Genomic DNA, 25,596 nt, shown 5'->3' with positions numbered 1-25,596 from the left:
CGCGGCCTAGGGGCCTGAGTACGCGGCTTAAGGATCCGAGTACGAAAAAAATGCTTGCGGCCGGAAAGCCGCAAGCTTAAGTAAAAGAGAGGAGTGGGGATAAAAATTGGAAAACGTGAGACTAATTAGATTGTACCCAGTAAAGGGGATTCATATACATCGGGGATGACAAGTTCGGGAATTATTCTGAGGTAAGGGCCATCGGGGATGAGAAGTTCGGGAATTATTCTGATGATCATGAAGGCGGGGAAGACGCGTGTTGGATCTGCATGTGCATTTAACGGGACACCGGGACAGGCCGGCTGACCGGGAAAACGTCCGGGCTTTTTTGCGAACGGCCGCGGCGAAAGGTTTACGGGAAGTGGGTTTCGCCGACCATGACTTGTACTACGAAGATTTGAACTTGCCGTTGCTCAGCGAGGTGGCGGCTGAGTTTCCGGGGCTCAAAGTGAGGGTGGGGCTTGAAGTGGATTACCGCCCGGGGGAGGAAGAGAAAGTAAGAGGAATTCTCGCCTCCTTTCCTTTTGATTACGCGATTGGGTCTGTGCATGAAATCAGAGGTTGGGCTTTTGACGCCCCCGGGCAGGAGCAGCGTCACCGGGAAGCGGAGCCGGACCGGTTGTATCGAGACTACTTCGGCTTAGTCGTCCAGGCGGCTCGCAGCGGGCTTTTTACGACTCTGGGGCATTTGGACCTAATCAAGATCTACGGAGTGCGTCCGAAGAGCGACATCCTGGAGCTGGCGGAGGAAACCTTAGCGGCGGCGGCGGAGACCGGGTGCGCGATTGAAATTAATACCAACGGCAGGAATAAACCCGTCGGGGAATTCTATCCGGAGGAGCGTTTGTTGAAAGAGATCATAAGGCGCCATGTTCCCATCACTCTCGGTTCGGACGCGCATGAGGCTGCCGCCGTGGGAAGAGATTTGGCGGAGGCCGCCGGGATGGCCCGCCGCCTGGGGGCCGAGGCGCTTGTGGGTTTTGAACAAAGGCGACTGATTCCCTATCCTATTGTGGCATATTCTGTCTGAGTCTGAGGCAGAATAACTGAAGAATCCCGAATCCGTTCTCCGGCTTCGCCGGAGAATTTTTTCTCCCCTTGGGAAGGTAATTAAAACTTACGTCAGCCCTGATGCTGCCGATGGCTCAGGCGAGGTGTACATTTGCCGGAAAGGAAAGATTGCATGCCACGCGTTGAAATTAAACTCGAACCGGTCCGGGATTGGGAAGAAGCGGCCTGGGAAGACTGGAGCAGTGCTCTGGGTGCGTTCCTGGCCGAAAGCGGCCGCAGTATCCGCAACACCCTGCGCTTTCCCGGTTATCAGGTCTTGGAAATCGCGGGATCGGAGTCCCCTGCCGAGGTGGTTCTCAGCGCTTCAGAGCGGCTCGTCCTCCTGGAAGGGCTGCGCCTTGACGGATCCTTGGAACAAGGGATCATCCGGTTCGTGCTGCGTTTTGCCAGGGAGATGGGAGCGCAAAGTTTTGTGGCTCCGGTTTGTTCACCTCAAGAGGAGGATTTTTGGCGTGCTTTGGGTGCCCGGTTTCATCCGGACCCGGTCGGGCTGACAGGAGAGGTGGAGCGCGGTTTGGTTGACGTTCAACCCCTCTCAGGCACCAGCCTGTTGATAACCTATGCGGGGAAGCCCGCCGTGTGTTTGGAGCCGATCGCTTGTACGGCTCATTCCCCCGGCCCGGTCAGCTTGGCCCAACGCAGGCTGGAGAAGCATTTCGGCGGGCAGCCCTTGGGGTTTGCCAGCCGCATTTCCAGTTTTTGTCCTTGGGATGTCCGCAAGTCGCAATGGGATGACTTGCTCTCTTACAGCAGGCTCAAGTCCTATGAAATCCTGGCGGAACTTGTTTTCGGGCGCAAAGACGAACGTTAGGGGATGGCGACGGAGAACAGCTAAGCTCAAGATTTCACAAGCCGGCTAAATTCTAGTATTATCGGGTAAAAAGTGGTATGATATAAGACAGAGGATGAGAGGGTACAAAGGGACTTTGATCGGCTTCGGGTCTGAAGTGCGGCAAAAATGGGTTTCAAAGGAGTGGTGCGTTTTTTTGAGGGAACCCTGGACAAAATGTACGGCAGAAAGTGGGCTTTTTGAGGGGTAAGCTCAGAGATAGAAAGATAAATGCCGTACAGGGGCATTTGTTTTGTTTTTATGGGTTCACTGGGTTCGAATGGTTAATTGGAGGAGGGTCATTTTTTGATTGGGTCAAGTCTCATCATTTTTCTTTTCTCTATTTTGGCGGGGTTTGTTGGTTCGTTGTTGGGTCTGGGAGGCGGAATCATTATCATTCCTGCCTTGACGCTGCTCTTGGGAGTCCGTATTCATGAGGCCATCGGCGCCAGTATCGTCTCGGTCATCGCCACGTCCAGCGGCGCGGCCATCGCTTATGTCCGGGACAAGATTACGAATATCCGGATCGGGATGTTTTTAGAGACCGCGACCACCCTGGGTGCGATCAGCGGGGCTTTTATCGCCGGTCTCGTTGAACCCAAAGTGTTGTACATCGTTTTTGCCGTGTTGATGATGTATTCCGCCGTCGCTATGTTTCAGAAAAGGCATTCCGAGCTGCCCGTGGATGTCGTGGAACATCCGGTAGCCACCCGTCTGAAATTGAGCAGTGAGTATTATGATAAAGCGCTGGACGAAACCGTGGCCTACAAAGTCACCGGGGTTTACCCCGGTTATGCCGTCATGTACGGAGCGGGTGTCATTTCCGGCTTGCTCGGCATCGGCAGCGGGGTCTTCAAAGTCCTGGGCATGGATGTTTTCATGAAGTTACCGATGAAAGTGTCCACCGCCACCAGCAATTTTATGATCGGGGTGACCGCCGCGGCCAGCGCCGGGGTTTACTTTTCGCGCGGCGACATCAATCCCCTGGTGGCCGGTCCTGTGGCTCTGGGCGTACTCTTGGGGGCGCAGGCCGGAACCAAAGTGATGGAGCGCTTAAATAACAAGACCTTGCGTCTCATTTTTATTCCCATTTTGCTGTATGTGGCTTTGCAGATGCTCTGGAAGGGTTGGTGGATGTAATGGACAAAAAAGCCGGCGGTCAGGCCAATTTGTTTGATGCGGAATTGTTCATCAGTTCCAGCCTGCGTTTTGGCGTTTATTTTTCGGCCATAGTGATGGCCTTGGGTTTGGTCCTGCTTTTTGTCCGAGGGGCTTCGGGCTATCCGGCCGATGTCTTTCCCACTTCCCTTCCTCTTCTATGGGCGGGGCTGCTCCTGTTTAAGCCCGCTGCCATCATCACTCTGGGACTCGTGCTTTTGATTGCCACCCCGGTCTTCCGGGTGGCGGCTTCTGTCCTTTTGTTTCTGATGGAAAAAGACCACCTGTATACGTTTATCACCTTATTTGTCCTGGCTGTCCTAATTACCAGTTTCCTGATCGGCAAGTCCCTTTAGGGTCTATTCACATAACACCACATCGTTCCGGGCCGCGGCCAAGGCTTCCGGCCGGTCAGTATAGCCGTGGATGCTGAAGAAAATAAAGGACACCCGGCGGTTATCCTTGTTTCGGGTAACCGCCTTTTCCTTTTCCGGCAGGGCAGAGAAAACGTCGGCGTCTGTGGGCTCATTGGTATATAAGGCGAGAAAATGCACCCGCGCAGTGCGTGGTGCATTTTCTGTCGTACCTATTCAACTTCCGGACCAAGCGGACTGTGCTCTGCCATGCCGGGGCTGGAGTTTACGGCCAGGTTTGAACCGAAGTAGTTGTCATTCATGGCAAAGTGCTGGGCATAATTCCAAAAAGCGGTAACCGTGTTGCCGTCGTAATAATCCATGACCTGGGTATTGCCGTGTCCGTCATTTTGGACAAACTTGTCCATCAGACCGCCGTCAAAGGATTTTTGTTCCGAGGTGTAGCCGTGATCGAAGTCGACCGTGTGGGCCTGAGAGCGGTCCAAACGCTGTGGATTGGCCTGGTTGGGATTATGGGAAAGTAAGGCGGCACTCAGTCCGTTAATCGTGGGCGTGCCCGGGGCTGCATAGAAGGGTGGTTCACCTGCTGGATTCTTGGCGACCGGATAAGTACCGAAATAGTGGTCAAATGATTCGTTCGAGCTTTCACTGGCTGTATCCCTCCTCAATGTATTTGTTAGAGTTTACCATGTATCTTTAAAGGTTCGTTCCGAAAAGCGTAAGTGCTCGGTAACCGGTCTTTAAAAAGTTGGTTAAAATATGTTCCCGGGGGACAGAATGTACGCTCGGCCTAGGTGTAACTTCCGCCATGTTCCTGCCGAGACCCGCCTGCGGAAAAGACCCAGGTGGTCGCGGTACCGGTGTCATAAAGGAAACAAGCACTGTCAGCCTCGGTACCGGCCGTGTCTGAAGGAAAAACGCGCGGGCACGGATTACCCCCGGGTGGTATTTGTCAGACGGCGCAGGTCAGGGTATAATAAGAACCGAGCCCTTGGCAATATCGAGGCGGCATCAGTGGACGGACCGGCACAGTGGTGATACCGGGGCAAAATGACGGCGCACACAGCGGACACGGGCCTGCGTGAGGGACAAGCCCCACGGTGACACCGAGGCGACGGCGCAGGTGCCGAAGAGGCCCGGGTACTTATGAGAGGAGTTGGAGGGTTGGAGAGAAACGTTGAAATCACCCGGGCGGGTGGATGCAAATGAATGTAAGTTGGGGTTTGGCCTTCCTGGGAGGACTTGTTTCTTTTTTCTCGCCCTGCGTCCTTCCGGTGGTACCGGCCTATTTTTCTTTCCTGCTGGGAAGTTCGCTGGCGGGAAAGGTGGCCAAGCGGGTTCTGATTGCCCGCTCACTCTTATTTGTGCTCGGCTTTGCCTTGGTTTTTGTTTTGCTGGGGGCGTCGGCCAGCGCCCTGGGCCGGGCGGTGGGCGCCCACCGGACCCTCTTGATGCGGGTGGGGGGCTTAATTATCGTGATTTTCGGCCTGCAAATGCTCGGCATCGTGAGGATTCCCTGGCTGATGATGGAGAAAAGAATTCACATGCAGGCGGGAACCGGGGCCGGCGAGGAGAAGGCCTTAAGGGCCGGCGGGGGGAAGGCTTTTCTTTTGGGGCTTTCTTTTGCCGCGGGTTGGACGCCCTGTATTGGGCCGGTGCTCTCCGGGATCCTGTTTATGGCGGGTTCGAGCGGGAGCACTGGGGAGGCCGCTTTTCTCCTGTTGCTTTATTCTCTCGGCTTGGCGCTTCCTTTCTTGCTTTTTGCCCTGCTGGCCGAGCGGGCGGCTTCCTGGATCCGCAAGAGCGGACGCATCGTGCAGTGGGTGTCCCGGCTGGGGGGAGCGATTTTGGTCGTGTTGGGAGTCCTGGTGTTTTTCGACCTGCTGGGCAGGGTAAGCGCGTTTTTGCCGGTGATTCCACTGCCTTTCTGAGAGAGGCAAGAGTGTGCGCGCGATCATAGTTTTTGCGGGAGTTTTCTGTTATCATAAAGTAAACTCGTTTAAGGGGAGATAAAACTCTCCGCGGGGGAGAATGCTATAAATGTTTAAAGGGTAGGGGGAGTTAATCATGGCAAAATATGTGGCGGTCGCCGGCAAGGGCGGTGTGGGCAAGACCACTTTTACGGCCCTGATGCTCAGGCAGATGATCCGGGAGAAAAAAGGAATATCCATTCTGGCGGTGGATGCCGATCCGAACGCGAACCTGAATGAGGTGTTGGGTTTGGAGGTGACGGCGACGATTTCCGATCTTTTGGAGGAGACGAAGAATCCCAAGTCCATTCCCACGGGTATGCCCAAAGACGTTTTTGTCCAATATAAGCTGCAGCAATCCCTGGTGGAATCAAAGGACATCGATCTGCTGGTCATGGGGGGTCCCCAGGGTCCGGGCTGCTACTGTTACCCAAACGATCTTTTGCGCAAATACCTGGAAGACTTAGGCGAGAACTATGATTTTGTGGCGGTGGACACGGAAGCCGGTTTGGAACACATCAGCAGGCGCACGATCCCGCATATTGATATCATGTTTGTCATCAGCGATTCCTCAGCCCGGGGAATTCGTTCTGCCGGCCGGGTCAATGACCTGATCCGCGGCCTCAAGGCTGAGGTGGGTGAGGTTTATCTGGTCGTTACCAAAACCGTTCCGGACAGCTTGGACTCTCTGGCGGACGAGATCGCTGTGACCGGTTTAAAAGTAATCGGGGATATCCCGCTCGACCCGCTGGTTGTGACCCAGGACCTGGCTGGGAAAGCCCTTTATGACTTGCCGGATGAGGCTGTTTCCGTTCAGGCGGTGGAAAAGATCGTCCGCCGGGCGGGAATTCTTAACTAGACCCCCAAGCCGCATAAGGCGGCTCCGATAGAGGGCACAACCTTCATGACCTATCGGTTCAGGAGTTAGCATGAAGACGGAAGCCATTTTCACCGGAAAACGAGCGAACCCGCGGGGGGACCAAGGGTGGACAGCACGGTATCTGGTATCATGGCACTAAGACAGACGGGTTCTGGAATTGCTTGTTGACCCCGGAGTGCCGGGACGTCGTGGGGGTGTTCAGAACAGGATGAAAGGAAGCGGTGGCCTTGGCGGCAAGAATGACCCTGGAAGAATTTGAACAAGGCTTGACCGAGGCCGGCTACATCACGGAACCGGAAGATCGCATTGCCGTGACGGTTTTCCTGGCGGTTCAGTTGGGCAAGCCCCTTCTGGTGACGGGGCCTCCCGGAGTGGGCAAGACGGAAATCGCCAAAGTATTGAGCCAGGTCTTTAAAGCCCATCTGGTGCGCCTGCAGTGTTATGAGGGTTTGGATGAGACCCGGGCTCTGTACGAGTGGAATTATCAGAGGCAGCTGCTGAAAATCCAGTTGCAGCGGGAGAGCCTGGAGGAGGAGGATCTTTTTTCCGAGTCTTACCTTTTGCCCCGGCCTCTCCTGCAGGCCCTGGTGAGCGAGGAACCCACGGTCCTTCTCATTGACGAGATTGACAAGACGGACGCGGAGTTTGAAGCGTTTCTTTTCGAACTGTTGGGAGAATTCCAGGTTACGATTCCGGAAATGGGGACGGTTCGGGCCAAGGAGCGCCCGCTGGTGGTTTTGACTTCCAACGGTGAGAGGGAGCTATCGGACGGGTTAAAGCGGCGTTGTGTTTTTTTGCATGTAGAATCCCCGTCGGTCAGCAAAGAGGTCCGGATCTTGAGGACGAAAGTGCCGGAATTGCCGGAGCGCCTGGCGGTGCAGGTGGCGCGGGCTATTCATATTTTGCGGGAAACCGTGGCTTTGCACAAGATTCCTTCGATTGCGGAGACGCTGGACTGGGCGAGGGCCCTTCTGCTCATGGGCCGGGAAGACCTGGATCCTGCCTGGGTGGACGCGACCCTGACCCTTCTTCTCAAGAGTGAGGAGGATGTTCAGGCTTTTTACCGGGAGATGGGAGCGGAAAAGCTGCTTTGGGAAGCAAGGTCCGCCGCTCCGGGGAAAAAGGCGGAGCCGCGCCGGGCCCAGGCGCCGGCCGGCGAGGCCGGGCAGGCGGCAGGACGGATATGAAGACCGTGAGCGAGCCGGACCGGCACCTGGTGGAATTCGCCGGGCTCCTGCGTCGGGTGGGGATCCGGATCAGCGCGTCGGAGATACTGGATGCCGCGCAAGGCCTGGCTTTGGTGGGTATGGAGGACCGAAACCGAGTGGAGGCGGTTCTGGCGGCGACCTTGGTCAAAGAGCCCAACCAGATTCCCCGGTTTGAGGAAGCCTTCCGCGCCTATTTTGCGCCTCCGGACCAAAAGAAAGCCTGGCAGGAAGAGGCGGAAAAAAAAGCAGCCCAATGGCGGGAAGACATCGGGCAGACGCATGAAGAGCTGCGCTTCCAAGGCCGGGAACTCGCGCTCAGCGAGGAAGAGCGGACGGTCTACGCCCGGCTGCCTGAGGAGGAAAAAGAACGCCTGAGGAGTTTTTTGGCAAAATCTTCGGAGGGAATGAAGAGCGGAATCCCGGTGGACCATGCCTTTCAGCCGATCCTGGAGCGGACTGTGCGGGGCTCGCTCGAATACTGGCGCCACCGCTTGGGCGAGGATTTTCCTTTGCTTCCTCCGGGTGAAGCCAACGGAGTCCTATCCGAAGTGGAAGAGGCGATCAGGCGCCAGGAGTTAGCATATTTATCCCAAGATTTGAAGAAGATCGCTCCCGAGGATTGGCCCAAGGTGGCGGATCTGATTCGCCGCCTGACCGAACGCCTCGCCGGCCAAATTTCCCGCCGCTATCAGGCGGATCGGCGCCGGGGCGGGATCGATATGCGCCGCACTCTGAGGGCGAACATGCGCTATGGCGGGGTTTTGCTGGCCAGGCGCTACCGGAGCCGGCATAGGGGCCGGCCGAAGTTCGTCTTGCTTTGCGATCTGTCGGGTTCGATGGTGAAATATACGGAGTTTGTCCTGCAGTTTATCTACGGACTGTCCACGGTTGTGAGCGGTATCGAGACCTTTGCTTTCGGCGAGCGTTTGGCCCGCCTGACGGATGAGGTGCGCAGCGGGAAGTCTTTTCAGGAGATGGTTCGGGAGGCCCTGCCGGCAGCCGGTGAGAATTGGGGGGGCGGAACGAATCTGGCGGTTGCTCTGGAAGAGCTGGTGCATACGCAGGCACAGGTCCTTACCCGGCGCACGGTGTTTATTATTTTAAGTGACAGCCAGACCCTGGAGGGAGAAAGGGCCGCCCAATATCTGGCTCTCATCCGCCGCCGGGTGAGGGAGATCTTATGGCTGAACACCCTGCCGGAGCGGCGCTGGCCGGAAATCAAGACGATCGAGCAGTTCCAGAGCCACTGCCGGATGTATGAATGCTATACTCTGGGGCACCTGACCGGAATTCTGAGTGAACGGTTGGGTTAGGCCGCTTTGTGGCGTTTAAATTAGGCAGCCTTGTGTCGTTTAAATAAGAAGTCTTTTGAGCATACTATTTTTGATAACAATTGTTCGTAAGGACACAAATCGAGGTGCAGAAACGATGCTGGAAAAATGCCGCTCATGTGGATTTGAGCACGAAGATCTGAACTCAGTCGTCTTTCGCCGCAACCAGGTGTCGAACCGGGTGCTTCCCTACTGCGGCCACTGCTTGCGCAGGCTCTATCAGGTGCCGTATCGCCCGGAACGCGAGGTGTGAGCGACAAGCGGCGGCTTTCTTGCCCTCGCCCGACATTCGACGGGACGGACCGGCCTGGTTTTGTGAGAGCAGGCCAACCAACACTTCGGCTGTCATCGGGGTTCGCGCCACCGCATAATTGCTCGAATTAATGGACGCGATAGATTATTTCATCTTGCCTTCCGCCTTTCTTTTGTGTTATAGTGACTTTAATTGAGGGGGAAGGGGAGGTAGAAAAAGATGGCTTTTGTTATTACGGACGAGTGTATAGCCTGTGGCTCGTGCGCGGCGGAGTGCCCTTCGGAGGCAATCAGCGAGGGTGACGATAAGTATGTCATCAACGCTGAGCTGTGTACGGAGTGCGGTACTTGTGCCGAGGTCTGCCCAACGGGTGCGCCTGTCAAAGCTTGAGTCCTGAGAAGTCAGAACCTTAAACAGTCGGAACATCGTAAACAAGTAAAGTTTTATCGGCCAGGCGAATCGAGGTTGATCAAATCGGTTGCATGAGGCACGAGGTTAAGGACTTCCGGAGGAGAGCGAGAGCTCTCCTCTTTTTTCAGGCGCGCGATGCATACGTTTGAGCCGATTGCTCGCGTCAGCGATCGCAGCGCCGGCCGGCTGTGCTTGCTTGTGCGGTCGTGATTTCTTGTTTGGCAAGCCGTATAATGTCACACCGCAATTTTCAGTACCATGGCGAAACTTGGTACCTTTATGATTTCGCGGACTTGATGCGGGATGCTTGACATAAATCGAATTTTAATCTAAAATGAAACTGAAAATGATTGCAAATAAGAGAAGCGGTATATCTTTGTGAAGCGGGAACCGGAGGCGGTTTTACGGCACAGCGTAATGACGTCAGAGACGGGGACAGGGTGTCTGTGAGAATATGGTTGGAGACAGAGGCATGATTTCTGCGGGAATGTCGCTGCGGAACAAGTAAGCTGAGTTCCGCACGTATTATAAAGGAGACGAGGGCACTTGGACGCGGTAGAACTTTTACGGCAGCTGAAAGGCAAAGGGGTTCGCTTTACACCGCAGCGGCAGGCGATTTTAGAATTTCTGCTCGAGACCAAATCGCATCCGACGGCGGAAGAGATCTTTCAACATGTGAAGGAGAAGTTTCCGGGCGTCAGTCTGGGAACTATTTACAACACCCTCAATATGTTGAAGGAACACCGGCATATTCTGGAATTGTCGTATGGGGATACGTCCAGCCGTTTTGACGGTAACCCCGAGAATCACTATCATGTGGTATGCTCAAATTGCGGCAAAGTGGTCGATTACGACCGACCTCTGCTGCATCTGGAGCAAGAGGCGTCCGATGCTACCGGTTTCAGGATTGACGGGCATCGGTTGGAGTTTTATGGTCTCTGCCCGGACTGCCGGAAACGCCAGCCGGTGCATTGAGTAAGATCAGGCAAACTCAGCTCCGCTCGGCGAACGTCGGACGGGGCTTTTTTGGTATATCGGAAAGATAGAGTCCGGAGGTGCGAGGCCAGTGTATAAGCCGCGAGGACTCCGCCCATGGCCGGCCAACAGAGTCTGCAGGCGCAAGGCCGGTGCAGATAACGGAAAGCTGCTGCTGCTTTAAGTCTCTGGCCTTTTCGGGGCTGAAGAGCAAAAGTGAAGCGCGAAAAAGGGTTTTTGCGGGTGAAAAGCGAAAATAGTAAAATGGGTAGTAAAATGGGTAGTAACATAGTATGGACGAACTTGGCACCTGGTGACAGATGGCACCTGGTGACAGAACCGTAACTCGGTCGCTTTCCGGTATGTCAGCAGATCGCTTTGCAAACTAAGTTAAGAGAGGAAACCCGGAATGTTTAACCGGCGGGCAGCCATTATTCTCGTGCTCTTGGTTTTGAGCCTGAGCGTATTGTTTGTGAGTTGGCAGTCTTCACTGGGTCAGGGTTTGCCGGCCGGCAGGGATATGGTGAGTTCTCAGCGCTGGCGGATTTCCTTGGAGGGGGGCTGGGAAAAATTCGCCTCTTTGGGCGCGGCCTGGACGACGGAAACCGGAGTGCGGCCGGCAAAGTCCGAGTTCGCCTTTCTCAACCGTGAAGCACCTTTTTACTTGCCGTCTGAGACAGAGTTTGCCGTGGCAGTCCGTAAGTTCCGCATACCGAATGAATGGAGCGCCCGTACCATGCAACTGGTTCTCGGCGGTGTGAACGGTCGGGTGCGGGTTTACCTCAACGGAATTGACAGTGCACATCAAGTCGGAGAGTTCGAAGGTCTGGGCGGGACGACCCGGGTGGCCATTCCGGCGGGAGCTTTTCGCTACGGAATGGACAATGTCCTGATCCTTCAGCTTTCCGCCGGAGTTGGGCAGCGTTCGGTTCTCTTTGGTTCCGGCTGGCCGACGGCCGGAACGATCACGGGGGAACTCGCGCTCGAAGCGGTCACAGAGACCTCGCTGGGGAAGCCCCGGGTCACGGCGGCCTGGCAGGGAAGCAACGCCCAGGTGACGGTTCAAGCCGAGATCCGGCATCACGGTTTGATGGAAGAAGGTCCGTGGACCGTTTCCGCCGTCTTGTCGGACGGTTCGGCCGGAGTGGCGCGTGCTTCGCAGGTTGTCCGGCCGGGCCCGGGGGAAAGAGAAAGCGTGACCTTCCACCTGGCGGTGAGCGGGGCGCGGCCCTGGAGCCCCAAGAGCCCTTTTCTCTATCAACTTCATCTTACGGTGGCAAATCCGGCGGGGGACCAGGATGACTTGGCCTTCCCGCTCGGCCTGCGTTCTCTCGGTCTGGCCGGCGGAAAGTTTCTCTTGAACGGTCAGCCCTTGGCCATTCACGGAGTAGCCCTGGACCCGGCTGAAGAAAGAGAGATCCGGCGGACGGGCCGGATTGCCGCTTTTCTCCGAGAAGAGCGCCGGCAGGGAGTGAATCTGCTCTATTTTGTGGGTCCTGTCCCGGACCCTCTCTGGCTGCAAGCCGCCGACCAGGCGGGCATGGGGGTCTGGGCGGAATGGCCGGTGGCCTTGACGCCGGCGGCGCGTCTGCCTAACCCGGGCATTTTCAGCAAGCTGGCGGAGGATTATCACCCATCCCTGTGGGCTTGGACGGTAGGTAAGGCATTGGATCCCGCGGCGCCCCTGGCAGGGTATTTCAGTTTGGCCAAACAGGCAGCGGCCCCGAACCTGGCTTTCGTGGTGCGCGCAAATCCGCGGCCGCTTTGGGGTGTTCCTGTGGATCAGTCACCTGTTATTGAAGGGGGAAATTTGCAGGGTCCTTGGGGCAAGGTGGTGCCGCTGGCGGCCGTGGCGGGAAAAGAGGCATCCCGTCTCCCGGGTGCTCAGGGGCAAGGCTCAAATGGTGACAAGGCCTGGCCGGGCCGCAGGTTTGCCTTCGGCTGGGGCTTACTCATCCTCTATGTGACTTTGATGGACCTGCGCAGCGCGACTTGGCTGTATAAGGAGATTGATGAGAAAAAGCCGAAGCGGCGGCTGCGCCGGGCCTGGTTCTGGCAGGGTCTATCGGTTTTGGTCAGGGCCGCAACCCTCAGTGCCATCCTGACAACGGGGATTTTCCGGCTTCCGAGCGGACTCGGTTTTTGGCTTCCCCACCTGTGGCCGGGCGCGAGGGTCCTGCAACGGCAGAACCCGTGGCTCATCTGGCTCGCCTTGGGGCTTCTGATCGTGCTTTTGCGTTTGCTGCAGACCGGGTTGGCGGCGCCCCGGCTGCCCGGTTCACCGCATCCTTACGGGGTGGCCTTGTGGCTGGAGCAGCGCTATCGCTGGCTCCTCATACCCGGCGCGTTTTGGGTGGGGATAGCGTGGGGATGGCCCTGGTGGACTTCCTTGGCGGCTTATGCCGCGCTGAGTTTCCTCTTTCTGCCCTGGCGCCGGCGGGACGTGCACCGGATTGGGGGAAAATACCGGGTGTTCCTCCCCATCCCGCTTTTGCTGACACTTTTGCTCGTAATCTTACTGTGCTTGCGTTGGCAGGATGTGGGTTTTCTCTGGCACTTGGGCGGTATTTCTTCCGGATCTTAGAAAGGCCCGGAATCTGTGATCGCCTGGGCGCGAGACGGTGGGGCGGTTCCCCCTCAGCTTAAAGAACATGCGCGGGAAAAGGGGTGGGCGGTCATCGTGCGGGAAGTGATGCCTGAGTGGGCACCCAGTTACCAGGTGGGAACCGCCGGAAATGTCTCGGCTGAGACTGAGAAGGTGACGATTGGCGAGTATCTTCCGGCCGTGTGAGCTACTGGGCCGACCGAGCCTCACTTGAGTTGATCTGCGAGGGCAAGGGGGCTATGGGGGCAAGGGGACTGTGAAATTTCCCTCCGCAGCCTATCTGCGGCTAAGACTTGGGGAAGGGGGAGAATGATGGATAGCAAATGGAGGGGTATTGTACCGGAACAAGGGTTTGAGCCAAAGTCCGCTCTGGGATTTCCGCCTCGTTTTTTGACCACCGGTGTGGGGAGCGTGCCTTTTGCCCGGACTGAGGAGGCTTTGCGGCTCATCCGGCAGAGTGTCCCCCGGGCGCCTCACTGGCCGCAGCTGCCGAAAATGGGTGCGGAGAGCGCGTTTATCGGCCAGTATTTACGCGCTTTAATCGAAAGCGGCGTGATGGCGGATTACGCCCGGCCCAGGTTTCAGGCCGAGGCCGGGGATTGGGCGGAACGGATGGCGCGGTTTTATGAGCTTTATTTGGCAGCGGAGGCAGGGGACAATGCCGCCTTGGAGCATTTTGGCTTTTCCGGGCAGGGAGGGGAAGGATTCGAAGGCTTCTGCCGGGATATTGAGGAGCATGGCACGCGGGAGGCGCTGCTGCTCAAAGGGCAGTTGAGCGGTCCCGTGACTCTGGGCCTGCAGATTACGGATGAAAATCGTCGCGCCAGCTATTATGACGACAGCCAGAGGGAGATGCTGGTTAGGTCCATTGCCATGCATGCCCGCTGGCAGACGAAGCGCCTGAAGGCCTACGGTCTGCCGGTGTTGATGTCGGTGGATGACCCCGGGCTTTACGCGGTGGGGGCTTCGACCCACGTGACTTTGGAGAAAGGCCGGATTATCGATGATCTGAACTCGATCGCCGGAGAAATCATGGGGCAAGGGGGAATTCCCGGAGCCCATGTCTGCGCGGGGATGGATTGGACGATTCTTTTTGATTCCATGATTGAAGTGGTCAACTTCGATGCTTACGAATACATGACAGGGATGCTCGTCTTAGCGGAGGAACTGGAGCGTTTTCTGACCCGGGGCGGGGTGCTCGCTTGGGGAATTATCCCGACCGGAGACGCCTTGCGGAAAGAGAGCGTCGGCAGCCTGCGTCGGAGGCTTGAGGAAAATATCGGGGAGCTTGGGCGCCGGGGGGTGAACGAAGAGCGCCTGCGGGCCCAGAGCATGCTGACGCCGAGCTGTGGCACGGGGACTCTGAGTCCGGAGGAGGCCGAACGAATCTATGGCTTACTCAAGGAATTGGAAAAAGAATTAGCATAAGGAATTAGGAAAAGAATCAGCAAAAGAGTTGCTCATTGGCGCGGATTAGGTTATAATAAAACCGACCAATTTAGTAAGCTTTGAGAAGGAGGGAAGCGCAGTGATCAGCAAAGAAATGACCGTGGGACAGGTGTTGCGGTTATATCCGCAAACCGTTCAGATTTTCCTCGAACTGGGAATGCATTGTTTGGGCTGTCCGTCCTCCACGATGGAAAGCATCGAAGGAGCCGCACTCACCCATGGCCGCCGGGTGGATGATTTGGTGAAACAGTTGAACGAGGCTGTCGAGCAAGCCGCCAAGGCTTGAGGGCGAGACACCGCATTCGGGACCGGAAGGCCGGGGAGATGCGAAAGGGTCGCTACTTAAGTGAACAGAGAGTGAACCCGTTCAACTAAAGATGAAAAGCCGTTCCCGTCAAGAGGGGGCGGCTTTTTCGTATATCGGCTTGAGACGCGTACCTTCAACGGAAAGCATACAATCGGCAGGTGCACAAGCACTGCTTCGGTTTTTGCCGTTGGTCGATGGCTCTCCTGCTTGCTCGCTTATTCGGTCACTCCATCGAAGCAAGCGCTGTAAAAGCAGACCTTCTCACATGCCCGGACGGAGGCAGTGACCGTCAGAATTGCGAAGAAATTTCTGTCCGGCCTAACGGTTGCTGCGCCGAGAAAAAAGAAAACTTTGACCAGGGAAGTTTCTGTCCGGCCTAAAGTTTAAGCCGGGTTTAGTCGATATACATATTGAGGTACATCGGAGAAGATGCGGGCGGTGTTTGCCGCCGTCGCCGGTTTTAGAATTCTTAAAAACAAGTACAGACCATTTGACGTCAAGAACCACTTGAACCACTCGATGTCGCAGAATCATACTACATATGAATGCGGGGAGGAAAATGCCTTATGATGCGGTCACTCTATTCCGCCGTTTCCGGTTTGAAAGCTCATCAAATTATGATGGACACGATCGGAAATAATATCGCCAATGTCAATACCCCCGGCTTCAAAGGCAGCCGGGTCACTTTCGCTACGATGCTGAGCCAGACCCTGAAAGGGGCGGCGGCGCCGACGGCCACGCCGGTGTCCTTGGGAGGCTCCAACGCGGCACAGGTCGGTTTGGGCACCCAGATCGGCGCGATAGACCAGATCATGAGCCAGGGCAGTGCGGAAAACACAGGCAAATGGTCGGACCTGATGGTGCAGGGGGAAGGGTTCTTTGTCTTGAACGACGCCGGCAAGACAGTTTACACGAGGGCCGGAAATTTCGGAACAGACAGCAACGGGGATTTGGTGGATAATGCGACGGGGGCATATGTCCTGGGCGTACCCAGTGAAACCCCGGTGACCCTGGACGGGACCGGATCGGGTTGGTCGACAAACGGGGCCGGGCAGCCGGTCTATACGGACAGCGCCTTAGTCGGGCAGCCTGACATCACTTTGAAGAACGGTGCGGGCCCGCTCGCGAACGGTACGGATTACAACTTTGATCCTTCCACAGGCACTGTTACCTTTATTAGCGGGGTACCGAGTTCTACCAATAAATACACCGTGGCACCCGGCTTAACCATTGGCTCTACGGATCCCGTTAACTGGACAAACGATGCCAACGGCAATTTCGTCTATCAAAGCCCTTCCTTGGTCGGCGCGCCCGGTATAAACATAAAGGATGCTACGACAGGAACCGTATTGCAGCCGGCTGCTTCCGTCGCCGCCATCGACGCCAATCATCCCTACTATTTCGATCCTGCTACCGGGACGATTAATCTGGGCAACGTTGCGGCTCCTGCCGATCCGTGGTCGATCACTACCCCGGGGGTTATCCGGATTCCACCCAACACGTATACCAGTCTCAACGTTGATTTGAACGGCAATGTCACGGGAACAGACAGCTCCGGAACCATGGTGAATTTGGGGCAGGTCGACCTTGCTACCTTCCCGAACCCGGCAGGCCTGAAGAATATCGGTGATAACTACTATATTCCCTCGAACAATTCCGGGGCGGCTGCCGCCGGCCCGGCCAACTCCGGTAACGCGGGTTCCATTATTTCCGGGGAGCTGGAAATGTCTAATGTGGATCTGGGTCAGGAAATGACGAACATGATCGTGGCTCAGCGCGGCTTCGAAGCTAACTCACGTGTCATTACAGTGTCAGACAGTTTTCTGCAGACATTAGTCGATCTGAAACGGCAGTAATCCGGTTCACGGTGTTCGCCTAAGCATAGGCACGGAATTAGAGACGGGATAACCGCAAATCAGTGGGGCACAAGGATCCTGCAGAGAGGGGCCGTGTCGATTTCGCGTCGGTTTCGGGAAACGGCATTTTCCCGCGCCGCAACCGCTTGATGTAAAGGAGATTTTGGGGCGGATAGGTTAACAGGGGAGGAGCAGAGCGGATGCAGATTTTGGGTACGGCCGCTTCCGGGTTGAGAGCACAGCAGCTCTCTCTCGACCTGACGGCCGATAATATGGCCAATGTCAATACCCCCGGCTACAAGGCGGCGGAGATGGATTTCGCCGAGGCGCTGGCCGTGCCGGCGGCCGGCGCCACCAGGCCCGGGTCAGTCAGTGCCGGTGCGGGAACGGCAGGGGGGCAGGTGGACCTGGGTACGGGAGTGCTGGAGAGGGCGACGGGCAGGAATCTGGCTCAGGGTGACATTTACGCGGCTGCGAACCCGCTGGACTTGGCTATTGAGGGAGCGGGCTATTTCCGAGTTGCTTTGCCTAACGGACAGATCGCCTACACCCGGGCCGGCGCCTTTCGGTTAGACGCGAACAGGCAGATCGTGGACAGCCGGGGGCATGCGCTGGTGCCCGGAGTTAAGCTTCCGCCGGGGAGCGGTGCGCTCACCGTGACGGCGGACGGACAAATCAAAGTGACGGATCTTCAGGGTCGGGAGCAGACGGTCGGCCAAATAGAGCTGGCTGCTTTTCCCAATCCGGAAAGCTTGCAAGATATAGGGAACAACCTGCTCTTGCCCCAAGCCAATACCGGGCCCGTTCAAACAGGCCGACCCGGCGCAACGGCCGGGAACGCGGCTTTGGGTTTCATCCATGGGGGGGCCCTGGAACAGTCGAATGTCAGTCTGGCGGACACCATGGCGGACCTCGTCAAGGTGCAAAGGGCGTACCAGTTGAATGCCCGGATGGTGGAGGACGGGGACCAGATGTGGGCCATCGCCGACTCGATCAGGGCCTAAGTTCGTCTGAGGCCTGTCCTGTTGCCCGGGCAAGATGGCCTTTTCCGGCAGGGTTTCATCTAAGGCCGATTTCTGAGGTAAGGCGATCTCGGAGGTCGGCCATAGATATTGCTCGTACTTGAGGCGGAATCAAGGGTGAGCCCGTATGCGCCGGATTTGCATCAAAGTGTGGGGACTTCGGGGTAGTTTGAGACTTGGCAGGGCCTGTTCCGGTTGGGTGTGGGTTCGGGAGCATGATTTGGGGATGTTGAGAGAGAGGAGTGGTTCCGGGATGTCGTGGAGAAAAGGTATGGTTTTACTGGGCCTGCTGGCCTTTGTCTGGTTGGGTTGGGCCAGGGTGGTATCGGCTTCGCCCACGGCCAATCGCCTTGAGGGGGCGGATCGCTATGGAACGGCCGTTGCGATCAGCCAGACAGGTTGGCCTAACGGAGCCATGACCGCGGTTCTCGCGACAGGTGAAAATTTCCCGGACGCCTTAAGTGCCGCTCCTTTGGCACGCAAATTCAACGCGCCGATCTTGCTGACGGAGCAAAATGAATTGAACGCTAATACCGCGGCGGAACTGAGCCGTCTTCATGTGAAGAAGGTGTTTATCATCGGCGGTGTGGGCGCTGTCTCGGCTACTGTTCAGACTCAGCTCACGACGATGGGGATCAGTACAACCCGTATTTCCGGTGTGGATCGTTATGACACCTCTGTGCAAGTAGCGAAAACGGTGGGCGTGGGGAAGGGAATTTTTGTCGTAAGCGGACAAAGTTTTCCCGATGCGGTCTCAGCCGCTCCCATCGCGGCAGCCCTCGGCATGCCTGTCGTTTTGGTCCCCTCCGACGGGCTGACCCCGTCGTTGCAAACTTTTCTCAAGGGCAGGTTTCAACATATCTACGCGGTTAACGGCAACAATGAACTCGGTGCAAGCCTGATCGGCCAGTTCCCCAATGCCCAGGTTATCAGCGGAAACGACCGCTATGAGAGAAATGCTAATCTTATTAAATACTTTGCGAATAGCCTACAGTTCAATTCGATTTACGTCGCGACCGGTCGGGATTATCCCGACGCCCTTACGGCTGCCGCCTTGGCGGCGCAAAACCAGGCACCCGTGGTTTTGGTGGCAGGCGATCAGGTTCCGGCTTCAGTGCGGGAAATGTTGAACTCTGAGGTTATCAACCAAATCAACATTGTTGGAGGAAATGCGGCGGTCAGCTCGGGGATGGGTGCGGTATTGCAGTCAATCCCGGCCCGGATCTTATCTCTGGCTAATGTCACAGCGAGTTCGTCGAGCACTCAGCAATATCAGCTGCCGAAAACGGTCGGCGCGATCCTCAGTGACGGCTCGCAGGTACAAGTGCCCGTGACCTGGAGCCTTTCCTCTGTCAATACCGGACAGACCGGAAACTACACGTATACGAGCACGAACACGGTTTATACCTATACCGGTAAGGTGAATGGCTATAGCGGCAGCGCAACCCTCAGCTTGACGGTTCTCCCTTCTACTGCAGTGACTTTTGGCAGAATTACGGCTGAAGCTGTTCTGGGCTTTTCCTATAATTTTCCTGCTACGGTGACGGGTACTCTGAGTGACAAGACGACTCAGCAATATCCGGTTACCTGGAATGTGAGCGGCAACAATGTATCTCTTAAGAAAGTCGGCAGTTATACGTTCCAGGGAAGCGTCGCGGGAATGAATCAAAAAGTCAGCCTGACTTTGAACGTGGTCAACAACGCCCTCGTAAATCTGGATGACGGGAATTTGCAGCAGCTTGTAAGGTATCAGCTGACGGGGTCGACCACGGGCGGACCGCTCTACCTCAGTGATGTTCTCAAGATTACGTCGCTCCAGGCCAACGGAAAGAACATTTCAAATCTGGCCGGTTTGCAGAATTTCTATAATCTCACTTATCTCGACCTGGGGAACAATCAGGTTGACAGCACCACGTTGAGCAATTTGAGCAAGCTTCCCAACCTCAAAACCCTTATTTTAAATAACAATCAGCTGACAAATATCAGCGGGTTGCAGGGCTTGAGCGGATTACAGTACTTGGATGTCAGCCATAATGACCTCACCACTTTTGCCCCGCTCAGCGGTATGACTCAACTCACTTCTCTCTTCGTGGGAGAAAACCATACTTCTGATTACACCCCGTTGCGGGGATTGTACAATAATCTAATCTATAGGGATTTTTATCTGTGATGGCTATCTGCACCTGCGCTTTACCGCGAGAGAATTGTGCTGCACAAGAAAGGGAAGCTCCCCCGGAATCTTAGGAAAGAAGTGGGAGAGCGCGGGGGCTATAATCCGGTGAGGAGGGCAGAGATGCCACATGTAGCAGATTGGGTCGCTAGGCATTATTAACAGAATAGACACAAAATTCACCTTGACAGGTACGGCTTCTTGTTATAAAGTAGCTTTATTCATTTATTTGGGGTCCCATGGTCTTTATCCTCAGCGGTTTCTGTAAGAGGGAAGCCATGGCGCTTCTTTTGCCGGCTTCGGTCCGCAGCCTCTGCGGTCGATCAGGCGTTGTGGAACGGGGCCTCATTTCCGGGGGATTTGTAGAGGAACAGCGGGTGTACCCGGGCTATCAGCGAAAGGAGAGAGATTTATGCAGGTCAAGGATATCATGAGTTCAGCGGTTATATCTTTGCTTCCCGAAGACAGTGTGCAGAAGGCGGCATCCCTGATCTGCCTAAGGAAGATCAGTGGAATTCCGGTGGCCGATGAGGAGATGAAATTTATCGGCATGTTATCGGAAAAGGATATCCTCAGGGCGATTTACCCCAGTTACCGGGAGTTCTACGATGACCCCGCGGAATTCCGGGCTTTTGAGGATCTGAGCCGGCGCTATGATTCGACGGTCAATCTCAAGGTCAGAGATATTTTTACGCGGCAGACCATTGCGGTGCAGCCGGAAACCCCGGTTCTCAAGGCCTTGTCTCTGATGGTCACCAAGAGGATCAGGAGACTGCCGGTGGTCGATGAAGCGGGCAAGTTAATCGGAATCATCAGTCAGGGTGATGTCCATCAGGCTTTGTTCAATGAGCATTTCCACATGAGTTAGGCTTTACTTTAGTTGAGCTCCACCCCAGCTTAGTTCCATATCTATTCCATTCCCTACCAGACCCTCACACTGCCAAGGGGGTATCATCGGAACATGAAAACGCTATGCGGGTGACAAAGGGCCCTTATGACCCGGAACTAAAATGGGGGTTTGGGGCAAGTTGAGAAGTTGAGTGTCGCCGAATGCTTCGCGCGGAAGCTTCTGGCTTCGGACGGCTTTAGGCATGGGGCGGTTAACGATTCAGAATAGAACTGCGGGGATCTCCGGACGGGGGGTCCCTTTCTTATTGGCCGGGTTTCCCTGGGTTAGTTGCGGATAACACCCGCGACCAAATCCTCGGGTGTCGCCGGCGTGCTAGGCGTTCGGAAAAACGAACGTGAATAAAGCCTGTGAATGCGGGAAAAATTAACCCCGTTGAGCCGGATAACGGTTTGGGATGATTGTTTGCGGGGTGACAGCCTAAATGCTGATTGTGGTGGTGCGGACTTTAATTCTCTATGCTCTGGTCGTATTGGTGCTGCGCCTCCTGGGAAAGCGCCAAATCGGCCAGCTTCAGCCTTTTGAACTGGTGGTCGTAATCATGATTTCGGAATTGGCCGCAGTGCCGAGCGAGGACGTGGGAATTCCCCTGGTGAGCGGGATTGTGCCCATCCTGGTTCTGCTTTTGGCCGGGGCGACGTTATCTTACTTTTCTTTGAAGAGTGAGAAGGCCAGGGCTATCCTCTGCGGCACACCCACGGTCCTCATCGACAAGGGGCGGATTGTGGAGCGGGAACTGGAAAGAAACCGCTACAACTTAAGCGACTTGCTGGAGCAGCTACGGCTGAAAAACGTGCCCAATGTTGCGGATGTGGAGTATGCCATTCTGGAGACCAACGGTGAAGTGAGCGTGATTCCCAAGGCCGAGAAAAGGCCGTCGATTCCGGAAGACTTTCAAATATCCCCCAAAGATGAGGGACTGCCCATTCCGCTGGTCATGGACGGCAAAGTGCACATTGAGAATTGGAACCAGGCCGGCGTGAACGCGGCTTGGCTGGAGGCCGAGATCAAGAAACACAATTTGCAGGGGGTCGAGCAGGTGCTCTTGGCCAGCATAGACGCATCTGGGACCCTCTTTGTCCAGGAAAACAGGCGCAAGAAAATCTTGCATTAGGTCCCCCGGGCATTGAGCTTGTTTGTCGGAAGGCATGCGACTGGGGTAAGTTTGGCGAGAGCCGGTAGGAGCGCTCGCAACCGAAGGTTCTTAGGGCCCCCGGCTTTAGCCAGCGGGGAGATCGACTACTGGGGTGGTGGCTGAGGATGCGAAACTTGAAGATTGTGGCTGTTGTGCTCGTCCTTTTACTGGGTGCGTCCTTTTTTTCCTTTTCGTACATAAGCCGTTCCGCCCGAACTCTCACGGCCCAACTGGGTCGGGTGGAGCGTTCGGTTCAGGATGGGAAGTGGCAAGAAGCCGGAAATGAGCTTAAGACGGCCCAGACTTCTTGGGAAAAAACGAAATACTGGTGGACGATCTTGCTTAATCATCAAGAGATTGACAATATCGACATCAGCATGAGCCGGGTGCAAAAATATATTGAGACGAAGGGGGCGGTTCTCAGTTTGGGAGAACTGTCGACCTTGCGTATGCTCGTGGACCACGTTTCCGACAACGAAGCCTTTAATGTCCGCAACATTTTGTAATCACTCGCTGCAAGTGCTAAAATCATAGTCGGTCAGGCATTGATCCAATCGTGAGACTCGTGATGTTCAGCTGTAGCTGAACGAGTTCACTCCGGAATGGGATAGCCGGCTGCGCAAGAAATCAAAAAGCGGAAAGCGACCCGGCGAACCGGGGTGGGGTCTGGCAGTAGGGGCGAATCGGACGGACGAACCGGGAATAAAAGAACAAAGGGGACGGGTGAAAAATGGAAAAGTTTGATGTGGGCATTTTGGGCGGCGGACCGGGGGGCTATGTTTGCGCTTTGAGGGCGGTCCAGTTGGGGCTTTCTGTCGTTTTGATCGAAGGAGAGCGTCTGGGCGGGACCTGCCTGAACCGGGGATGCATTCCGACCAAAGCCCTGGTGAAAAGTGCGGAACTTTGGCGGGAAATCGGGCGGGCCGAGGAATTTGGCCTGGCGGTCGGGGAAAGACGGCTGGATTTTGCCCGGGTGATGGAGCGCAAAGATAAGGTGGTCGACACCCTGGTGGGCGGCGTGGAGCAACTCATGAAGGCCGGAAAGATTCAAGTGGTCAGAGGCTGGGGGGCCTTCCGGGAACCGGGATTTCTCGAAGTGGAAGGGGATACGGACCAACTGGAGAAGGTCAGGGCTCAGTTGGGGGCAAGCGGGGTTCAGACGGAACCGGGCATCTTCGTGGAAAAGGCCGGAGACAAGAGCGGGCGCGCCGACACTCGGGTCGAGCGGGCCGGCGAAGAGACGGGGAAGCGAACGGAGCCGGTCGCGGAAGAGATGGGGAAAGCCCGGGGGCGAGTGAGAATTCCTGTCCGGAACGTCGTGCTGGCCACGGGTTCACTGCCTGCTCGGATTCCGGTTGCGGGAATGGATTTGCCGGGTGTTGTGACCAGCGATGAAATTCTCAGCGAAACAGAACTTCCGGACAGTCTCGTCGTCATCGGGGGCGGAGTCATCGGCCTGGAAATGGCTTCGATTTATCAGGCCTTCGGGGTGAGAGTGTCGGTCGTCGAGATGCTGCCCAGTCTCTTGGCGACCATTGATGAGGAAATTCCCAAGCGGCTGACTCCCCTCCTTAAGAAAAGCGGGCTGGAGATCCTGACGAAAACAGCGGTTAAGGGAATCCGCAGAGAGAATGACCGGCTCGTGGTTCAGGTGGAGGGAGCCAAAGGGGAACGTGGATTGGAAGCGGAGCGGGTTCTGGTCGCGACCGGAAGAAAGCCCAACCTGCGAGGGATTGATGCGGAGGGTTTGGGCCTGGAGACGGAGCGGGGCGCGCTGCGCGTTAACCGGAAGATGGAGACCAACCTGCCGCACGTTTATGCCATCGGGGACGCGGTCGGCGGGATTATGCTGGCTCACGTGGCTTCCACAGAGGGAATAGTGGCGGCCGAACGGATAGCCGGGCTGTCATCTGAGATGGATTACCGGGCGATTCCCAGCGCCATCTTTACTTACCCGGAGATTGCCACGGCCGGGGCGAGCGAACAGGAGCTGAAAGAGCGGGGGACGGCCTATAAAGTAAGCAAATTCCCTTTCAGCGCCAACGGCAAAGCCCTGGCTCTGGGTGAACCGTTGGGACTTGTGAAAATCTTGGCGGACGAACAAGGGGTCGTTCTGGGAGGAGCAATCATGGGGCCGCAAGCCAGCAGCCTGATTCAAGAATTGACCCTGGCGATTCAAGAGGGGCTGACAGCCGACCAGGTCGCCCGGACTGTGCACGCGCATCCGACTCTCCCGGAAGCGGTGATGGAAGCGGCACACGGAGTTTTGGGCAAGGCTTTGCATTTGGCATAAGCGAGGGCTGCGCCCGGGATTTACCGGGGTTTGCTGGCTTTTACTGGGTTTCACTGTGCTTTACCGGGTTTTACGGGGATTCACCTGGATTTACTCGGATTCGCCCGATCCTAAAATGGCACCAGTCCGCCGCTGTCCCAAAGATGTCGGCGGACTCTCCTGATCTCCGGTACCGCCGCGGCGGCAGCACTAGAGAACGAACCCATTGGCCTACGCTGATACCAGGAAAATCAGGACTTTAAAAAGATAATTTTGGGATTGACAGTTTGACGAAAAGTCTGTATATTAGGAGCATAAGAGACGTGGAAACGTTTCCACATGGAGTTGGTCCGGATTGACGACGATCAAGGATGTTGCCCAGAGAGCAGGGGTGTCGGTCACCACGGTGTCCCGCGTGATCAATGACAGCGGCTATGTAGGGGAGACCGCGCGGGAACGAGTTACGAAGGCAATGGAGGAACTTAATTTTCAGCCGAGCCGCCTGGCGCGCGGTTTAGTCAGCGGCAAGACCTCGACCATCGGCCTGCTAATTCCGGACGTGGCGAATCCTTTTTTTGCGGATGTCGCCCGGGGTATCGAAGACGCAGCGATCGCCAAGGGTTACACGACCATCCTGTGCAATTCCGATTGGAAAAGGGAACGAGAGGTTATGTATCTTGACATTCTGCGCAGCCGCTGGGCAGATGGGGTCATTATTGCGGGGAGCAGGAGTGGGGAGGAGGTCATTGATCAGGCAACCGCGGGACTTCCGCTCGTACTTGTGGACAGGAGGGGTTCGGCCAAACGCAGTTCGGTTTGGATGGATAACGAACGGGGAGGAAGGCTGGCGACCTCTCACCTGATCAACATTGGCTGCCGCCGCATTGTTCATATTTCCGGTCCGGAGGGTTCGCCGTCTGCCTACGGCCGGAAGTTGGGATTTGAAGGGGTGATCAGTGAAAACCGGGCACGTTATGAGGGCCTGAGAGGAGAACTGATTCAGGGCGATTTCCGCTATGAGGGGGGTCATGAGATCGGGTTAAGTCTCCTGCGCTCGAAAGACCGTCCGGATGGAATATTTGCCGCCAACGATCTGATGGCCGTGGGCATTCTCCAGGCGGCCCGGTTTTGCGGGATCGAGGTTCCGGATGAGCTGGCTATTGTCGGGTATGATAATATAGCTTTGAGCGAGTATTCTTTTCCTTCCCTAACCACGATCGCTCAACCGGGCTATGCCATGGGAAGGTCCGCTTTTCAGCTGCTGCTTAACCAACTGGGGTCAGGTCGGAATCACCACTCAGAACAACAGGAGTTTGAGCCCAAGCTGATCCTGCGGGGTTCGACCGCCAGGAAGCAGCAGGCGGGGACGTGAGCGGATAGGTTTTGTGCGATGTGGTAACGTTACCATAGACT

Annotated in this window: 23 protein-coding genes; 22 read left to right on the top strand and 1 reads right to left on the bottom strand. The window is 56.0% G+C overall.

The annotated features are described in order from the left end of the window. Positions 1-256 precede the first annotated feature (256 nt). The 4 genes from MNU25_RS17405 (at position 257) to MNU25_RS17390 (ending at position 3,414) form a co-directional block, all read left to right on the top strand. On the top strand, positions 257-1,030 hold the full coding sequence (locus MNU25_RS17405) for a histidinol-phosphatase HisJ family protein (protein WP_240986224.1): 774 nt from the start codon (positions 257-259) through the stop codon (positions 1,028-1,030). Positions 1,031-1,183: 153 nt separating this feature from the next. Further along, on the top strand, positions 1,184-1,882 hold the full coding sequence (locus tag MNU25_RS17400) for a hypothetical protein (protein WP_240986223.1): 699 nt from the start codon (positions 1,184-1,186) through the stop codon (positions 1,880-1,882). A 324-nt stretch (positions 1,883-2,206) separates the two neighbouring features. Then, positions 2,207-3,040, top strand: coding sequence for a sulfite exporter TauE/SafE family protein (locus MNU25_RS17395; RefSeq protein WP_240986222.1), 834 nt, complete (start codon positions 2,207-2,209; stop codon positions 3,038-3,040). Then, positions 3,040-3,414: a DUF1634 domain-containing protein gene (locus MNU25_RS17390; protein WP_240986221.1), complete on the top strand. Its 375-nt coding sequence runs from the start codon at positions 3,040-3,042 to the stop codon at positions 3,412-3,414. The genes MNU25_RS17395 and MNU25_RS17390 overlap by 1 nt, the downstream gene beginning before the upstream one ends. A 230-nt stretch (positions 3,415-3,644) precedes the next feature. Here the strand turns inward: MNU25_RS17390 and MNU25_RS17385 are convergent, their stop codons facing one another. Further along, positions 3,645-4,100 carry an alkaline phosphatase family protein gene (locus MNU25_RS17385; protein WP_240986220.1) on the bottom strand — a complete coding sequence of 152 codons (456 nt, stop codon included), beginning with the start codon at positions 4,098-4,100 and terminating at the stop codon, positions 3,645-3,647. Positions 4,101-4,637: 537 nt separating this feature from the next. On the opposite strand from MNU25_RS17385, the gene MNU25_RS17380 reads away from it, so the two are divergent. The 18 genes from MNU25_RS17380 to MNU25_RS17290 all read left to right on the top strand — a co-directional run bounded on the left by MNU25_RS17380 (position 4,638) and on the right by MNU25_RS17290 (position 25,555). Beyond that, a complete protein-coding gene (locus tag MNU25_RS17380; protein WP_240986219.1) occupies positions 4,638-5,363 on the top strand; it encodes a cytochrome c biogenesis CcdA family protein in 726 nt (241 codons plus the stop codon). A 136-nt stretch (positions 5,364-5,499) separates the two neighbouring features. After that, complete coding sequence (locus MNU25_RS17375; RefSeq protein WP_240986218.1) at positions 5,500-6,261, top strand: ATP-binding protein; 762 nt, start codon at positions 5,500-5,502, stop codon at positions 6,259-6,261. A gap of 260 nt (positions 6,262-6,521) precedes the next feature. Next, entirely contained in the window at positions 6,522-7,469 is a 948-nt protein-coding gene (locus MNU25_RS17370) for an AAA family ATPase (RefSeq protein WP_372503552.1), read from the top strand. After that, positions 7,466-8,803 carry a vWA domain-containing protein gene (locus tag MNU25_RS17365; protein WP_240986216.1) on the top strand — a complete coding sequence of 446 codons (1,338 nt, stop codon included), beginning with the start codon at positions 7,466-7,468 and terminating at the stop codon, positions 8,801-8,803. The genes MNU25_RS17370 and MNU25_RS17365 overlap by 4 nt, the downstream gene beginning before the upstream one ends. Positions 8,804-9,293: 490 nt before the next feature. After that, a complete protein-coding gene (locus tag MNU25_RS17360) occupies positions 9,294-9,464 on the top strand; it encodes a 4Fe-4S binding protein (protein WP_240986215.1) in 171 nt (56 codons plus the stop codon). A 567-nt stretch (positions 9,465-10,031) separates the two neighbouring features. Further along, entirely contained in the window at positions 10,032-10,460 is a 429-nt protein-coding gene (locus tag MNU25_RS17355; protein WP_240986214.1) for a Fur family transcriptional regulator, read from the top strand. A 409-nt stretch (positions 10,461-10,869) separates the two neighbouring features. Then, positions 10,870-13,044, top strand: a complete 2,175-nt coding sequence (locus MNU25_RS17350; protein WP_240986213.1) for a glycoside hydrolase family 2 protein — start codon at positions 10,870-10,872, stop codon at positions 13,042-13,044. 15 nt (positions 13,045-13,059) lie between these two features. Continuing rightward, complete coding sequence (locus MNU25_RS17345; RefSeq protein WP_240986212.1) at positions 13,060-13,251, top strand: hypothetical protein; 192 nt, start codon at positions 13,060-13,062, stop codon at positions 13,249-13,251. Positions 13,252-13,377: 126 nt separating this feature from the next. Further along, positions 13,378-14,493, top strand: coding sequence for a methionine synthase (locus tag MNU25_RS17340; protein WP_240986211.1), 1,116 nt, complete (start codon positions 13,378-13,380; stop codon positions 14,491-14,493). A 100-nt stretch (positions 14,494-14,593) separates the two neighbouring features. Continuing rightward, complete coding sequence (locus MNU25_RS17335) at positions 14,594-14,800, top strand: DUF1858 domain-containing protein (RefSeq protein WP_047830241.1); 207 nt, start codon at positions 14,594-14,596, stop codon at positions 14,798-14,800. A 587-nt stretch (positions 14,801-15,387) separates the two neighbouring features. Continuing rightward, the gene (locus MNU25_RS17330) at positions 15,388-16,677 is read left to right on the top strand and encodes a flagellar hook protein FlgE (protein ID WP_240986210.1); all 1,290 of its coding nucleotides are present in this window, start codon (positions 15,388-15,390) and stop codon (positions 16,675-16,677) included. Positions 16,678-16,877: 200 nt separating this feature from the next. Beyond that, on the top strand, positions 16,878-17,681 hold the full coding sequence (locus MNU25_RS20170; protein ID WP_277350695.1) for a flagellar hook-basal body protein: 804 nt from the start codon (positions 16,878-16,880) through the stop codon (positions 17,679-17,681). Positions 17,682-17,952: 271 nt separating this feature from the next. After that, complete coding sequence (locus MNU25_RS17315) at positions 17,953-19,869, top strand: cell wall-binding repeat-containing protein (protein WP_240986209.1); 1,917 nt, start codon at positions 17,953-17,955, stop codon at positions 19,867-19,869. A 412-nt stretch (positions 19,870-20,281) separates the two neighbouring features. Then, positions 20,282-20,737, top strand: a complete 456-nt coding sequence (locus MNU25_RS17310) for a CBS domain-containing protein (protein WP_240986208.1) — start codon at positions 20,282-20,284, stop codon at positions 20,735-20,737. Positions 20,738-21,200: 463 nt separating this feature from the next. Beyond that, the gene (locus MNU25_RS17305) at positions 21,201-21,890 is read left to right on the top strand and encodes a DUF421 domain-containing protein (RefSeq protein ID WP_240986207.1); all 690 of its coding nucleotides are present in this window, start codon (positions 21,201-21,203) and stop codon (positions 21,888-21,890) included. Positions 21,891-22,036: 146 nt separating this feature from the next. Next, positions 22,037-22,417, top strand: a complete 381-nt coding sequence (locus MNU25_RS17300) for a DUF4363 family protein (protein ID WP_240986206.1) — start codon at positions 22,037-22,039, stop codon at positions 22,415-22,417. Positions 22,418-22,641: 224 nt separating this feature from the next. Then, positions 22,642-24,204: a dihydrolipoyl dehydrogenase family protein gene (locus MNU25_RS17295; RefSeq protein WP_240986205.1), complete on the top strand. Its 1,563-nt coding sequence runs from the start codon at positions 22,642-22,644 to the stop codon at positions 24,202-24,204. A 334-nt stretch (positions 24,205-24,538) separates the two neighbouring features. Beyond that, positions 24,539-25,555: a LacI family DNA-binding transcriptional regulator gene (locus MNU25_RS17290; RefSeq protein WP_240986204.1), complete on the top strand. Its 1,017-nt coding sequence runs from the start codon at positions 24,539-24,541 to the stop codon at positions 25,553-25,555. Positions 25,556-25,596: the final 41 nt, after the last annotated feature.

Source organism: Acididesulfobacillus acetoxydans, assembly GCF_902729405.1.
GTDB lineage: Bacteria > Bacillota > Desulfitobacteriia > Desulfitobacteriales > Desulfitobacteriaceae > Acididesulfobacillus > Acididesulfobacillus acetoxydans.
Note: the sequence above shows the minus strand (reverse complement) of the source record. Positions and strands in the feature narration are given on the sequence as shown.